The organism is Streptomyces sp. NPDC057654, assembly GCF_042800135.1.
GTDB lineage: Bacteria > Actinomycetota > Actinomycetes > Streptomycetales > Streptomycetaceae > Streptomyces.
On the sequence record NZ_JBHVHQ010000002.1, the window covers coordinates 35,963 to 49,851 of the forward strand.

The window sequence follows — 13,889 nt, forward strand, 5'->3', positions numbered from 1 at the left end:
CGATGTCCTGCGGTTCGGCGGCGCGGGCGTCCATCGGTACGCGGGGGAGAGAAAGCGATCCATCCGGTGCCGCACAGGGATGCGGATCTGGGGGAGTTGTGGGGGCTGGATTACTGGAACGGGTCGGCAGTGGTCACGTCGGGCGCCGGGTTCGTCGGCGAGCACGCTGATGTGTTTCGCACCGGACACCTTCGCCGCCAGCACCGTGGTGGACGGCCTGGGTGGGGAGTGGTAGGGCATACCCGACCTCGCCATCGTTGAGCGGGGACGGCTTCACACCTTCCGCGGACGCAGCCACATCCAAACCTCATCCAAGTGAGCGCCCGACCCCCGCCGTGCGCGGGGGAGTCCAGGCAGCGCCCCCGTATGCCGCCGGTAAGGACGAACCTCACGGGGCCGAGCACCAGGCAGGAAGAGCACTCGGTCAGCCCCTGCTTCTCCGCCGCCCGCGCGCGCGACGTGGACGCCCTTCTCACTCTTCTCGCCCTGCTCTGCCTCGCCCCGCCGCTCTGCCCGAAACAAAGGAACTCCCCCCGATGCCGTCACCGACCCCCGCCCGCCCCCGAGTCCCTCTCACCATCTACATCTTCGGCGCCCTCGCCGAGCTGCTGTTCGGCTACGACACGGGGATCATCGGCGTCTCGATGCTCTCCATCAAGAAGGAGTTCGACTTCGGCACCGGCATCGAGGGGCTGATCGTCAGCTCGCTGCTGCTCGGCGCGGCCGTCGGCGTCGCCGCGGGGGGCCGGCTCGCCGACCGGTACGGGCGCCGCCGCGTCATCTTCGGCACCGGCATCGTCTTCGCCCTGGGCGGCGCGGTGGCGTTCATGGCCCCCGGAGTCTGGACGCTGATCGCGGCGCGTTTCGTGATGGGCCTCGGTGTCGGGGCGAGCGCATCCGTAGTGTCGGTGTATCTCGTGGAGGTGGCACCGACCCGGCATCGCGGAAAGGTCGGCTCCATGGGACAACTCATGGTCGTAATAGGTGTGTTGCTTGCCTATGGCGTCGGATACCTGTTGCAGTCATACGATTCCTGGCGCTGGCTTCTCGGCCTGTCCGTAGTGCCCGCCCTGGTACTCGGCGCCGGTGTCATAGTGCTTCCGGAGACGCCGCGCTGGCTGCTGCTGAAGGGGCGCGAGGACGAGGCCCGGCGCGCGCTGCAACGCCTCGGGCGCGGCGGGTCCGCGGAAGCGGAACTCGCGACGATCCGCGACGACGTCAGCGCTGCCCCCGCCTCCTCGGCCGGACGGGCCGTGCTGCGCCGGATGGCATCGCCGTCGCTGCGCCCGTCCCTCTACGGGGCCGTGGGCCTCGCCCTCCTGGCCCAGCTCGTCGGCACCAACTCGATCATGTACTTCGCACCGTCGACACTCGTGCACGCCGGATTCGGAAACTCCGCCGCGGTAGCCGCCAATCTCGGTGTGGGAACGGCCAACGTCGTGTTCACCCTGGTCGGCATGGCGATCGTGGACCGCGTCGGACGCCGCCCGCTCCTGATGGCCGGCTGCGCGGGCATGGCGGCATCGATGATCGCCCTCGCCGTCATCACCGCCCTGGGACTCCCCAGAGACTCGACGGCCTGGCTCACCCTCCTCTGCATGATCGGCTTCCTCGCCTCCTTCGCCGCCTCATGGGGCGTATGCGTCCGCGTCGTGATCTCCGAACTGTTCCCGGCAGAAATCCGCGGCTCGGCCACCGGCTTCGTCCTGGTCCTGAACTGGCTGTCCAACTTCGCCGTCAGCCAGCTGTTCCCCACCCTGATGGCCACGAGCGCCGTGCTGTCCTTCTCGATATTCGGGGCCTTCTGCCTGGTCGCCTTGGCCTTCGTCCGAGCCCTTCTCCCCGAAACCGGCCAGGGCCGCGACCTGGAGACCCGCCACCGCGAATCCGTCAGGGCGGCCTGAGCCGACTGCCGCGGGCGCGTTGACACGGTGCTCAGCGGGGCGACTCCCACAGCACGGAGACCGCCGCGCCGTAGAACCCACGGCGGGCAGGAGCCGGTAGAGGCGGAACGCCACCGTGTCACCGTGGCAGGTAACACCATCCGGGAACTCTCGTACACCGAACAAAGTCGCTGGGCCAGTTCGCGCAGGGCCGTGCGGCCCCATGGCCAGTGCCACGGGACCGCACGGTGAACGGGGAGGACGAGGCCCCTCTTCCTCCTGGTCAGAAACCAGTTCCAGGACTGTCCGCGTCCAGTTGTAGGTCCATGCTGTACAGCGGACGGTCCTCGATCCCCAAGGCGTGCATCAGTCCGTTGGTCGGAATCCTGTACCTGCCTCCGACGCGGAGGACGGAGCAGGGGAATTCGTCCTCGCGGATCAGCCGGTACGCGGTCGTCGACGCGATCCCGAGCGCTCGGGCCGCCGTTCGCAGATCCACTGCGACGGGCAGGTCGAACATCTCGGTGAAACTGAGTCGGCCCTCTGCCGGTTCCTTCATGCTCGCCTCCTCGCGGGGCGGACCGGTCGGGTGCCCACACGGCACCTGGACCGTCGAGTCTTCCGGGGGCCATGGCACGTCGAACGCTCGCTCTTCCCGTCGTCGGTTCCGCCGCAGGCATCCTTGCGCAGATGCTCCGGGCGTACCTGGAACCGCAGTGGGGCGCGCAGCCCGTCCGGGCCGTCGGGACGGTCGACCCGCACGTCCAGAACCTCCTCGGCCGGAGCGCCCGCCTCCCCGTCGGGCACGGCGAGAGCGCGGTCTTGGGCGATGCGCTCGACCTGGGCGGAGGGGAGCTCCCGCAGGCCGTCGCGGGCGAAGCGCCACGCTCTGGTGCGCGCCGCCGCGTAGATCGGGGAGGGGTCGGAGAGGCGCCTTGCGGCGTCCGGGGCCGCCAGTTCCTCCAGGAGGGCCAGGACCATCTCGGCCTCCACGTCCGATCGATCGGCATGAAGGCGCGTGCACACGCGGTGGACCGTCCCGGTCAACTGCGGCAGGGCCAACCAGATCACCAGGAGTTTCCCGGTGCTGCGGGTAGAGAAGTCACTCAGCGCGGTGTGGAGTACCTCCTTCCAGACCTCGGCGGCGAACTGCGGGTCGGAGTCCGGCCCGTACAAGGCATTGTGTGTCTCGGCGGCGGTCAGCCGGATCGGCATCGCCCCCTCGGTGTCCGTGGGAACGGTCACGAGGATCGCGTCACTGCCCCAGGGCTCGTCGAAATGGCGCCTCACCGAGGCGAACATACTGCTTGATAGCGGATGCATCAGGAATTGTCCTCTCGCCGGGCTGAGGGCTCCGGAGGTGTCGAGCTACTGGACGGGCTGAAGAGCTGTGGGGCGGTCACATCGCCCCAGGTGCACATGGAACGGGAAGCAGTCCCAGGTGCCTCACTTTGATGCGTACGTATGCGGTTTTGGTCTTGCCGGCCGGGAACCGCCGCCTTCGACCATGAGCGTGTGACTGGTGCGGACAGGCCGCGGGCTCGTCGGTTGAAGGAGACCGGAGGAGGACGGAGGAGTCCGGGGGCCGAGATGGGGGCCCGCTCGGGGCGGGCACCCACGGGCTGTGGAGCTCAGGCGGTCTCGGAGGGCGAGTTGTCCGGCACCTCGGTGCGCGGGGTCGCCGGCGTGGTGCCCTCGGTCCGGTCGGCCGCGCGTCGGCGGTGGCTCGGCGGCCAGTCGGGGGACTGACGCAGACGGCTCGCTCGACGATTTCGCTGACGGTTGTTCATAAAGCCTGCGGTTCCTTTCTGGTGGGTCGATGGGTGACTATGCGGCCGTCTCACGCTTCTGCGGGCGGCTGGTGCCATCGTGCCCGGGGACGGGAGGAGGCCGCGGAGCGAAAACTGAGGGAAAACTGAGACCGGGGGCGTGAAGGAGCAAGCGCGTGTGAAGCGGCATACCGCAGCGCACAGATGAAGGGGGGCGTTGAGGGGCTGGGCCACTGCTTCCGGGCGGGGGAGAGGGGGAGGGCGATGGAGGGGTACGTGCTGGGCCCGGTCAGAGCCGAAGGGGACGGCGGAGGACGGGTGTTCGGAAGCGCGAAGGCCAGTGCGCTGTTCGCACTTCTGGTGACATCGCCGAGCTGTCGATGTACCAGGAGGGAGGTCGCCGAAGTCCTCTGGGAGGGTGATGAGAACGCCGGTGACCGGGTGGACCGCGCCGTTTCCGACCTGCGGAAGCAACTGGGCCTGGAGGTCGTGCCCCATGGAGGCAGGTCAGGTTACTGCACGCTCCGCCTGCCGGAGGGCAGCGTCGATCTGCTCCGCTTCCGCGACGGGGTGGCGAGGGCCGCCGGGTTGAGCCCTCCGGCGCGGTTCGAGCGACTCGGCGCGGCTCTGGGCGAGTGGGACGACGACGAACCGCTGCGCGGGCTGACCGAGAGCGGCTTCCAGCGGCGCCGGGAGGAATTGCGGGCGGAGTTGATGGCCGCCGTGTGCGACCGACTGGACGCCGCGTGGAAGTCCAGGGAGGAGAAATGGCTCCGGGAGGAGACGGAGAAATGGTTCGAGCGCTCGCCGGAACTGCCTCAGGTTTTCCGGTTCTACCTGCTTGCCCATCACGACCTGCCGGAGCACCGGCGCGAACGGCTCATCAAGGAGTGGACGAAGCGCAACGGAAAGCCGGACGCCGGCCTGCAGAGCGCCATCGACGCGGTCCGGGGAACCGCTCACCGGTCGGTCGGGACGCTTCTGCCGCCCGTCCCCGACCAGTTGCCCGGCAACAGACGCAAGCCGGTCGGGCAGGACGAACTGATCCGCGGCCTCGTCGAGGCCGTGTGCCAGGAACAGGACGCCGGCAACCTGGCACTGGTCCTCATCAGCGGCATGGCGGGTGTCGGGAAGAGCACGGTGGCTCACCACCTGGCCCGTCGACTCCGGGGGCGGTTCCCCGACGGGGTGCTCTACGCCGGACTGAACGGGTTCGCCGCCGGAGACACGCGGCCCGCCGAACCGGACGAGATCCTGGACGGGTTCCTGGCCGCGCTGCCGCCGTACACCACGGTGACCGGACCGGCGAGCAAGAGCAGTGCGCTGCGGTCGGCACTGGCCCACCGCTCGGTACTCATGGTCCTCGACGACGCGCTCGACGCCCAGCAGGTGCTGCCGCTGTTTCCCGGAGACGGCACCTGCGCCGTGATCGTCACCAGCCGCAACGACCTCCTGCGCTTGCAGTCCGAGAGCAAGGTGCTGTTCCGCAAGATGGAGCCGCTGGATGAGGCGGCTGCCCTGGAGGTGCTTCAAGAGAAGGTGTCGGTCGAGGGCCGGGCGAAGTACGCACAGGCCTTCAGCGATCTGGTCCACCTCTGCGGCCGGCTGCCGTTGGCCCTCGCCGTGGTGGCCCGGCTCCTGGAAGGCGGTGCGCGTCCGCTGCATACCATCCCTGCCCTGGTACGGGAGATGAAGGAGGAGCGGGAGCGGGCGAAGCTGGACACCCTGCACCTGCCGGAACACGAACTGTCGGTCCGTGCCGCACTGAACTGTTCCGTTCGCGTGCTCGGCGAGGAGGCCCGGCTGCTGTTGTGGCAGCTCGCCGTCCACCCCGGGCCCACCGCCTCATGGGAGGCGGTGATGGATCTCGGGAGGGTGGCGGGCGAAGGGGCGCGCACCGATCGGGCTCTGGTGGAGCTGGTGGCCGCGAACCTGGTGGAGCTCCGTGGTGACCGCTATGGGCTGCACGACCTCGTACGGGCCTTCGCCCGTCGGCATGTGCAGCCAGGGCCGGACGGGGATACGGCGGACATCGAGCGGGCGACCCTACGGCAGGTGTTGGAGCACCAGTTGCACAACGTCCGCGCTTGCGACCGAGTGCTCGACCACGAGCGCGCCCTGCCCATCGGCGAACCCGAAGGGGTCACGGTCACTGACGCTGTGGAACCGGGGCAGGCGATGGCGTACTTGGACGAGGAGTACGCCACCGTCCAGCGAGGCATCCGATCAGCCATCAGCCAGGGCATCGAACGGTACCAGTGGCTGCTTCCGATGGCCTTGGTCACCTATCAGTGGCGCCGCCGTCTCCTCGACGACGCGCTGAAGAACCTCCGGTACGCAGCCGAAGCGGCGGAATCCTCTGCCGCCCCGGTCGATTGCGCCATGGTCCACCGGATGCTGGCGGGGACGCAGTGGCGGCTCGGCAAGTACGACGCGGCTGTGGGCCATCTCCGCCGGGCCGTCCGGCTCAGCGAGGAGGGCCACGGAGTGGAAGGCCGGCTGAGCCTGGCCCGGTCGCTGCACCGGCTCGGACTCACCCTGCGCAAGCAGGACGACCGGACAGGGGCGGAGGAAGCGCTCTGCCGGGCACTGGAGTTGTGCCGGGAGGTATCCGATCCGGTCGGGGAGGCGGCTGTCCTGAACGCACTCGGCGCGCTTCACCTCGACCGGGGCGAGTATGAGCAGGCGCTCCGTCGGTGCGCCGACGCCCTCGGCGCGGTGGAGCGCACGGTGGAGCGCAGCGGGCTGGCCGACGTGCTGTTCACCCTGGCCAAGGTGCACCTGGCCCGCTCCGAGCGGGACGAGTCGATCTCCTTGTACCGGCAGGCTTGCGATATCTACCGCGAACAGGAGAACCGGCCCAACGAGGACAAGGTGCGGCTGCTCTACGCGGATGTCTTGGTGTCGGCCGGTAGGACTGAAGAAGCGGTAGGGGAGCTGGAGAGAGTCATCGTGCTGCGCGAGTTGATGGGCGGCGAAGGCGTACGTGAGGTCCGGGAGCTGCTGGAAGGGCTGAGGTGAGCCGCCCGGCCGGCGACCGTCGGGGCACCGTCACAGCCGCGGCGGATAGGTGCGGTAGTACTCGGTCGGGTCGGGGCGCAGCCGTTTCGACGGCCGCCGCGAGCCCAGCCGCGGCAGATACGGGCGGAGCCGGTCGAACACGTCACGGACATCCGCCGGGCGCTCCTCGGCCTCCCATCGGACCATCCACAGCGCGAGGGCGGCGAACTCCGTGGGCAGCTCGGCGAGCTTGTCGGCCGGCAGGACCGGACCACCTGGTTCCGCCCGCTCCTCCAGTCCGCCGTAGGGCAGCCGCATGACGGTCATCTCCAGCAGGATGCACCCGAGCCCGAAGATGTCCGCCCGCCGCGTCAGACCTGAGGGGCATGCGTCGGACTGCTCGGGGGAGGCCCAGCCTCGGGTGCCGCGCTCGTGGGATGTCTCCTCGCCCGCCATGATCGCGTGGCCCATGTCGATGAGACGGAGACGGCCGTCCGGTTGCACGATGACGTTCTCGGGTTTGAGGTCGCAGTGCACCAGATTCCGGTCGTGCACTTCCCGCAGAATTTCGCACAGCTGGCCGATGATTGACGCGACGGCCCCGGGGTGCTTGACGGGTCGTCCCGCCAGCAGGACGTTCTGCAACTGGCATCCCGCCACGAATTCCATGACCAGACATCGGCGCCCACGGTGCGTCCCTGTGGCGATGATCTCTGGAATCGCCTGAATTCCCGTCAGCATCATCATACGGGAGCCCTCTTCGAGAAGGTTTCTGCCGGCCCAGTGGAAATCGCTCTCGGGACCGAGATCCCGGGCCTTCTGAAGCTTGAGCGCCACCCTCCCTCCGCTGCTGCGATCGCGACCGAGGAAAAGGTCGCCCTGACCGCCGTCACCCACCATGTCCAGCACTTCGTAGCGCTTCTCCACATTGCCGATCTCTTCGATCTCCCTCATGGCCACCCTTCCTTCCTCCGCACAGAAATGGAGCAGAAAATGACACAGTCGTGGCTGCCCCCCGACGGGGTGACCCGCGCCTCCGAAGTCATCACGGTATCCGCCGGAATGTTCAAGGGAGAAGAGTTCCGATGTCCCGCCGCCGACGCCCTCAAGACTCGCGGCTACCAAACCGCCGACCCCGTACCGCGCCGCCGCGAGCGGTTGGAGGACTTCGCGCTCGGCCCCTTCATGGCGGCCTGCGACGCTCGCTTCCGGCCCTCCGGAAGCCGACCTCGGACACGTACCGCGCCTCTGCACGACGGCCTGAGGACCTGGTCGGACCATGGCGTGAAGATGTACGAGGCGGCCTTCCCCGCCGACCCGGAGCACCCCCTGCGCGAGGTCCCCGAGCCGTGGGCGTACTGCTATCGGCCGTCCGGCCCCGACCCACGGAACGCCGGGGAGTACCGCCTCACCGTGTGGGGACGCTGCCTGGCCTCCGCCGACGGCGCCTACCGTGAACTCCGTCTGCCCGTATACCGCTTGAACCGGAACCTGCCGCCCGACGGGTTCATCGCCGCCGCCGCGCTGGTGCTGGCCGAGGGCGCCCCCGGGCCGCCGCCGGAGTACGTACGTATCGTGGAGTTCGCGCTGTTCGACGGCCGTACGCGGGAGCTCTTCGCCGGCAGTCGGGCACAGGCGCTCGCCCGGTACCGTGAGCACGGCCCCGGCGCCCTGGCCGGCGTACTGGACGGACGGGAGTACCGCCCCGGAGCCGCTTGCGGCGGATGTTCCTACCTGCCGGTCTGTCCGGCGCTGCGCTCGGCGCCCGGGCTGCTGGGCATCGAGGCAGCGGGCCGGCCCCGCCGCACCTGGTCGGTGACCAACGGACGCAACTACCGGGCCTGCCCGGCCCGCGACCACATGCGCCGGCTGCACCTGCCCGCTGCCGACTCCGTCGAGCGCGAGGTGACAGCCGAACGCGGCCGGGCCCTGCACGCCTACCTAGCCGACCGCCATGGCCATGGATCGCCTCGGCCGTGCACGGCAGAGGTCCCCGAGGAGTGGGTGCCGGACGGGTTCGACCTGCCCGACCACGAACGCAGGCTCGGCGCTCTCCTGCTGCGGCGGCACGCAGCGGTCTGCCCGCTGCGGTGCGTCGAGGACGGGACGGACGTACGGACCGAGCCCCGGGTGGTGCGGCACGACACCGCCGCCGACGTGATCGTGATTGCCGCACCCGACCTGCTCTACCGGGACGTCGACTCATGGGTGTGGCGCGAGACCAAGACCTCCGCCGCCGACCGGCGGTCCAACCGCCCCTTGCTGGAGGTCTACCCCCAACTGGCCCTGGCGGTCGCTCTGATCGCGCGCGGTGACCTCGGTGGAGCTCCGTCCCGTGCCCGGGTGGAGCTGGAGGTGCTACGCCCAGGCGGAGCCGACCTGGAGATCATCGACCCCTTCGCCTCAAGAAACCGGACCGCAGCCGAGGGCGTCCTGCGGGCGATGGTGGCCGACTGGCACGGGGACGACGGCTACACGGCCGTGCCCGGACGCTCATGCGAACGGTGCGAAGTGGCCCGCTGGTGCTCGGTGTCGCACGCCGATGGGACCGCGGCATGAGGGCGAGGTCCGCTCGCCGGGCCGACCGGTCGGACACCGGGGAGGCGCCCGAGGGCGTGGGCGGCGAACTGTTCCTGGAGCTCGCCCGCATGGTGGCGGCCCTCGCCGAGGTCCAGGGGCTCCGCTCGTTCGCCCTGCCCTACCCCCGGATCGCTCACCGTGCGCTGGACCGTACGGTGATGCGCTGTCTGGACGTCGGGGAGACACCGCCGAGGAGCCTTCCGGAGCTGTGGGAGTGGTGCCGGACCCGGCCGGCGGACGATCCGCTCTTCGCGGTCTCCGCCTCCCTGGTCACTCCGGGTACGACGCTGGTGCACCCGGTCGGCATGATGCCGACCCGATCGTGCCTCGAAGTCGCCTCGAAGTCGCCTCGCACGGCCCGGACGGGGGTGTGGCGGCGCAGGCTCGCGGGCTCCTGGGCGAGCTGGAAACGCGGTGCGGAACGGGCGAGCGCTACCGGCAGTGCCGGAGGTTCCTGGCCCGTCACCCGGTGGTTCACCAGCAGGATCGCTTCGGGCTCAGCTGGAGCAAGGCCGTCTGGAGCCGGGTCAAGGACCTCTACGGGCCGCTGCCAGAATCGCTGCTCGTCGACGACGTCTTCCTGCGCTGTGCCTCGTGCGGGCTCCCCGCGCTGACCCGGGACGGGGCCATGCCCGTACCCGGACCGTCCGCCACCGACGCGGACCTCTGGTGCGAGGGGGAGGAATGCCCGCGCGACGCCCCTCCGGCACTGATCCGTGAGCCGGACCAGGCGTGGATCCTGCGGCGTTCGCTGCGAGCGTTCCTCGCCCTGCCGTACCGGACCGAGGATGCCGCACGGGACGCGCTGGACCGCGCGGGGATCGACCACGAGCCCTTGCCGGGTTCGCTGTCCGCCTACCGACTGGGGGACACCGATCCCGTCGTCGTGGACATAGAGGTGTACGACCGCCTGCAGCCGGCTCTCCTCGCCGCGCATCTCGCCGACAGTGCCCCCCTCGCGGACCGCACGCTCATCGTGATCCCTGACGCGCTCGCCGGGCGGAATGGCTACCAGGAGGCCTTCACCGCCGCCCTCTTCCCCTTCCTGCGGGACCGCCTGACGCTCACCACACCCGTGAACCTCGTGCCCGACCTGCGACGGGCCCGGAGAGAAGAGAAGGACGATGCGTAGCATCACCCCGCCCCTGAACGACGTACTTCACACACTCGGGGGGTTCCTGGGGCCATCCGCCCCCAAGCCCGCCGTAGAAGCCCTCTGTCAGGTGGAACTCGGCCTGTACCTTCAGCAGAAACTGATGCCGGGCAGTCCCGCGGGCAGTGCCTGGGTGCTGTTCAGCGGATACGGGTTCGCCGAGGCGTATGGAGCGCCGCTGCCACCGGACACCGAACAGACACTGCGGGTCGCCCGGTACTCGCTCTGGACGCTGCGCAGGAGCCGTACCTGGCGCGAGGCGCTGGAGAGCTACCAGCTGTTCGACCCCAGGGTGCGCGGCTACGACGTCCCGGACACCGAGGCGCCCGCCATCCGCCGCGAACTCTCTGTCGCCGGCGACCGCTTCCCCGTCTACGAGCAACTGCTCCGTACCGCGCCACCGCTGGCTGGCAAACGCATGCTGGTCGCGGGCGAGGGCCCGCACGCCTTCCCCGTCAGCCGCACCCTGGCCGTCGTCGACCTGCCGCCCGTTCCTCACACCCCTCTCGTCGCGCACGACATGGACCTGGAACCGGCCGGCGGCGGAGAACCCCTGATCTTCACCAGGAAGAGCCTGGAGCGCACAGCGGCGGAGATGGACGCCACACACGCCCGCTTCGGCGAGGGAAGGCCGCCGCGCTGGCTGGAGCGGCTGCGGGACTTCGACCTGTCCACCAAGGAGAACGGCACGTTTCGCAAGGCCGGCAAGGACGAGGACTTCACGTTCACCGTCGACGGGATCCAGCATCTGCTCGGCATCGTCGGCGCGGGCAAGAGCACGCTGCGCGACATCATCGCCGTTCATCTCGCCAAGCTCGGCCGGCGCACCACCATCGTGGTCACCGACGTCCCGGAAGTGCTGAAGCTCGTCCGGCTCTACAACCTCCACACGGACAGTGCCGCCGCACCCGTGCTCGGCTCCTCCGGCCGGGAGCGGCACGCCCAGCGGCTGCACCGCCGGCTGGCGGGCCGGGGCGAGCACCGGCTGCTCGCCCATGACGACCCCGCCTTCGCCTATCTCGGTACCTCATGCGTACTCAACATCAGGCGGCAGGATGCCACTTCGTTCCCCGAGCCGCTCGCCTTCGGCGAGGCGCCCTGCTCCAAGCTCCGGCCACCATCGGGCCCACGGCGCGACAAGGGCGCTGTGCGGGCCTCCGAATGGCAGAAGAGGGTGATGGGCTGCCCGTACTGGTCAGCTTGTCCTCGACATCACGGAGCCCGCACTTTGGTCGACGCCCTCATCTGGGTGGCCACACCGCCCGGCCTGATCGACGCCGCGCCGCCCCGCCCCCAGAACGGCGAGCGCATCCGCTACCTCGAACTCGCCTGCCGGCGCAGCGACCTCGTGATCATCGACGAGGCGGACCGTGTGCAGATGCAGCTCGACCAGACCTTCGCGCCCGCCGTCCTCCTCGCCAGCGACGAGGACAAGGGCCTCATCGACCAGCTGAGCAGGCACAAGATCCGGGAACTCGCGGCGAGCGGGCGCACCCAGCTTTCCGAACGGGACGTGGAGACCTTCGCCGCAGCCCTCAGCACCGCCGGATTGGCCACGGACCGGCTGTACGCGATGCTCGTCGCCCGGTACGAGCTGCGCGACTGGGTGCGGACGGGCTACTTCAGCGCTTGGACGCTCCAGCTCGGGCTGCTCGACGAACGTTACGAACTTCCCGACGGCAGCGGGCCGGAACACCGGAACCACGCCCCCAGACAAGCCCTCGGCAAGCTTCTCGACGCTTTCCGCGACAACCCCTTCGGCGACCGCCGCCGTAGGACGGATGAGGACTTCAGCCGGCTGACCGTCCTCCTCAATGAACTGCTCCACACCGGCAACCCGGAGAACACCCGGCGTTACCTGACCGAGGTCATGGATGAGGCCTTCGGCATCGATCCGCGGTACATGGCCGCCCGGGAGCAGGAGTACAAGGAGAAGTACGACGAATGGCAGCGCGAGGAGGAGCAGCAGAAGAAGAGGCGCGGCCGTCGCCGGAAGCCCAAGCCCCCGCCCCAGACCCCCGAGCAGTGGCGGCAGGAGCTCGCCGAGCGCTTCGAGTTCACGCTGCTGCTCAGCGCCCTGGAACCCCGGCTCGCGATGATCAACGCCATGTGGCCCCGCGTCGAGGCCGCCCTCAGCCTGGGCTACAACACGATGTACCGTCGGCCGCTCGACTACGGCCCGATGGTGCCCGAGGCCCCGATGGGCAACGTACTCGGTTTCCAGTTCCGGGTCCCGGGTGAGGACGAAGGCGGAGTCCGCAGCGGCGAGCTGACCTTCTTCCGCTGCAGCGGCGTCGGTCGTGAACTGCTGCGCGCCATGCCCCACCTCGCCTCCGTCGACGGCAGGCCCGGCGCCCATCTGCTGCTCATGTCCGGCAGCAGCTGGGCGGGCGCGTCCAGCCGCTACCACGTCTGCGTCCCGGTCGGCGTGATCATCGAGCCCCCGGCCGAGGTGACCGAACGCATCGCGGACGAGAGCCTGATGCGCTTCGAGTTCATCGCCGACGGCGACGAGAAGCTGCGCCTGTCGGGAACCCACCCGGACGAACGCCCCGAGAAACTGCGCCGCATCGCCGCCTACCTCGGCGCGGGGGAGTACGACGCTCCCGAAGGAGGCCCGCTGGAGCTCGAACTGCTCTCTCTTCCCGCCGGGCGCGACCAGATCCTCCTGCTGGTCGGCAGCTATGCCGAGGCGCGCATCGTGGCCGACACCCTGCACAACCTCAATTCCCGCTGGCGTGACAGCGTGCTGTGTCTGGTCTCGGACGACGAGGAGATCGCCCCGGAGGACGAGGCGCCGTCCGCCTACCGCGCCCAGTCGCTGCGCCGGGGCGACGTCGAGCGTCTGAAGGACCTCGACGCGGACATTCTCGTGGCGCCCCTGCTGGCCGTGGAACGGGGCCACAACATCCTCAACGAGGACGACGAGGCGGCCATCGGGACAGTCTACTTTCTGGCACGGCCCAATCCGCACCCAGAAGACCTGTCCCTGGCCGTCCACGCCGTCAACGACTGGATCGTCCGCGCCATCACCGGCGGCGACTTCGACACATGGGTACAGGGGCAGGCCACCGTCGAGGAAGGCGCCGACGAGGTCCGCCGCCTCGCCCGTTCGCGCTGGTACGAGGTGCTCGCCCGCTCGATGGCCTGGAGCCGCCTCGGCGACGAGGCGCGGGAGCAGGTCACCTGGGACATGCTGGTCCTGATGTGGCAGGTGATCGGGCGGCTGGTGCGCGGCGGCGTACCAGCCCGGGTGGTCTTCGTCGACGCCGCCTTCGCCCCGAACCGCGGGGCCGAACCACCGCGAACCGACACTCCGGCGTCCAGCCTGCTGCACAGCATGCTCGCCGTGCTGGACCCGTACTTCGACGTCGGCGCGAAGAGCGCGGAGGAGCAGTTCATCGTCCGTGCCCTGTACGGACCGCTCCGACGCATGCTCACCCGCCTGCTCGCCCCTGCTCCAGTCCACCCGTAATCGCCTGATTCCAGCTTCCCGGAGGCAAT

Annotated in this window: 9 protein-coding genes and 1 pseudogene; 6 read left to right on the forward strand and 4 right to left on the reverse strand. The window is 69.7% G+C overall.

Translation table 11 applies throughout. The annotated features are described in order from the left end of the window. Nucleotides 1–536 precede the first annotated feature (536 nt). A complete protein-coding gene (locus tag ACFU99_RS00455; RefSeq protein WP_384383606.1) occupies nt 537–1,904 on the forward strand; it encodes a sugar porter family MFS transporter in 1,368 nt (455 codons plus the stop codon). 262 nt (nt 1,905–2,166) lie between these two features. Here the strand turns inward: ACFU99_RS00455 and ACFU99_RS00460 are convergent, their stop codons facing one another. The 3 genes from ACFU99_RS00460 to ACFU99_RS00470 form a co-directional block, all read right to left on the reverse strand. Beyond that, nucleotides 2,167–2,442, reverse strand: a complete 276-nt coding sequence (locus ACFU99_RS00460) for a helix-turn-helix domain-containing protein (RefSeq protein ID WP_384383609.1) — start codon at nt 2,440–2,442, stop codon at nt 2,167–2,169. After that, entirely contained in the window at nt 2,439–3,173 is a 735-nt protein-coding gene (locus ACFU99_RS00465; protein ID WP_384383612.1) for a hypothetical protein, read from the reverse strand. Before ACFU99_RS00465 ends, ACFU99_RS00460 begins: the two co-directional genes overlap by 4 nt. 341 nt (nt 3,174–3,514) lie before the next feature. Next, nucleotides 3,515–3,673 carry a hypothetical protein gene (locus tag ACFU99_RS00470; protein WP_384383615.1) on the reverse strand — a complete coding sequence of 53 codons (159 nt, stop codon included), beginning with the start codon at nt 3,671–3,673 and terminating at the stop codon, nt 3,515–3,517. A gap of 420 nt (nt 3,674–4,093) precedes the next feature. Between ACFU99_RS00470 and ACFU99_RS00475 the strand changes: the two genes are divergently transcribed. Continuing rightward, on the forward strand, nt 4,094–6,673 hold the full coding sequence (locus ACFU99_RS00475) for a tetratricopeptide repeat protein (RefSeq protein ID WP_384383617.1): 2,580 nt from the start codon (nt 4,094–4,096) through the stop codon (nt 6,671–6,673). Nucleotides 6,674–6,703: 30 nt separating this feature from the next. On the opposite strand, the gene ACFU99_RS00480 is transcribed toward ACFU99_RS00475, so the two are convergent. After that, a complete protein-coding gene (locus tag ACFU99_RS00480) occupies nt 6,704–7,606 on the reverse strand; it encodes a serine/threonine protein kinase (protein WP_384383619.1) in 903 nt (300 codons plus the stop codon). 39 nt (nt 7,607–7,645) lie between these two features. On the opposite strand from ACFU99_RS00480, the gene ACFU99_RS00485 reads away from it, so the two are divergent. The 4 genes and pseudogenes from ACFU99_RS00485 to ACFU99_RS00500 all read left to right on the forward strand — a co-directional run bounded on the left by ACFU99_RS00485 (nt 7,646) and on the right by ACFU99_RS00500 (nt 13,860). Continuing rightward, a complete protein-coding gene (locus ACFU99_RS00485; protein WP_384383621.1) occupies nt 7,646–9,211 on the forward strand; it encodes a PD-(D/E)XK nuclease family protein in 1,566 nt (521 codons plus the stop codon). A gap of 89 nt (nt 9,212–9,300) precedes the next feature. Then, a pseudogene (locus tag ACFU99_RS00490) lies at nt 9,301–9,525 on the forward strand (Fis family transcriptional regulator); the annotation flags it as partial. Between the two features lie 29 nt (nt 9,526–9,554). Then, entirely contained in the window at nt 9,555–10,364 is an 810-nt protein-coding gene (locus ACFU99_RS00495; RefSeq protein WP_384383681.1) for a hypothetical protein, read from the forward strand. Further along, the gene (locus tag ACFU99_RS00500; protein ID WP_384383624.1) at nt 10,357–13,860 is read left to right on the forward strand and encodes a hypothetical protein; all 3,504 of its coding nucleotides are present in this window, start codon (nt 10,357–10,359) and stop codon (nt 13,858–13,860) included. Before ACFU99_RS00495 ends, ACFU99_RS00500 begins: the two co-directional genes overlap by 8 nt. Nucleotides 13,861–13,889 lie beyond the last annotated feature (29 nt).

Excerpts from the sequence above, each read along its gene's own strand:
- ACFU99_RS00460 (WP_384383609.1), bottom strand. The coding sequence starts at position 2,442 with ATGAAGGAACCGGCAGAGGGCCGACTCAGTTTCACCGAGATGTTCGAC.
- ACFU99_RS00455 (WP_384383606.1), top strand. The coding sequence starts at position 537 with ATGCCGTCACCGACCCCCGCCCGCCCCCGAGTCCCTCTCACCATCTAC.
- ACFU99_RS00470 (WP_384383615.1), bottom strand. The coding sequence starts at position 3,673 with ATGAACAACCGTCAGCGAAATCGTCGAGCGAGCCGTCTGCGTCAGTCC.
- ACFU99_RS00500 (WP_384383624.1), top strand. The coding sequence starts at position 10,357 with ATGCGTAGCATCACCCCGCCCCTGAACGACGTACTTCACACACTCGGG.
- ACFU99_RS00485 (WP_384383621.1), top strand. The coding sequence starts at position 7,646 with ATGACACAGTCGTGGCTGCCCCCCGACGGGGTGACCCGCGCCTCCGAA.
- ACFU99_RS00480 (WP_384383619.1), bottom strand. The coding sequence starts at position 7,606 with ATGAGGGAGATCGAAGAGATCGGCAATGTGGAGAAGCGCTACGAAGTG.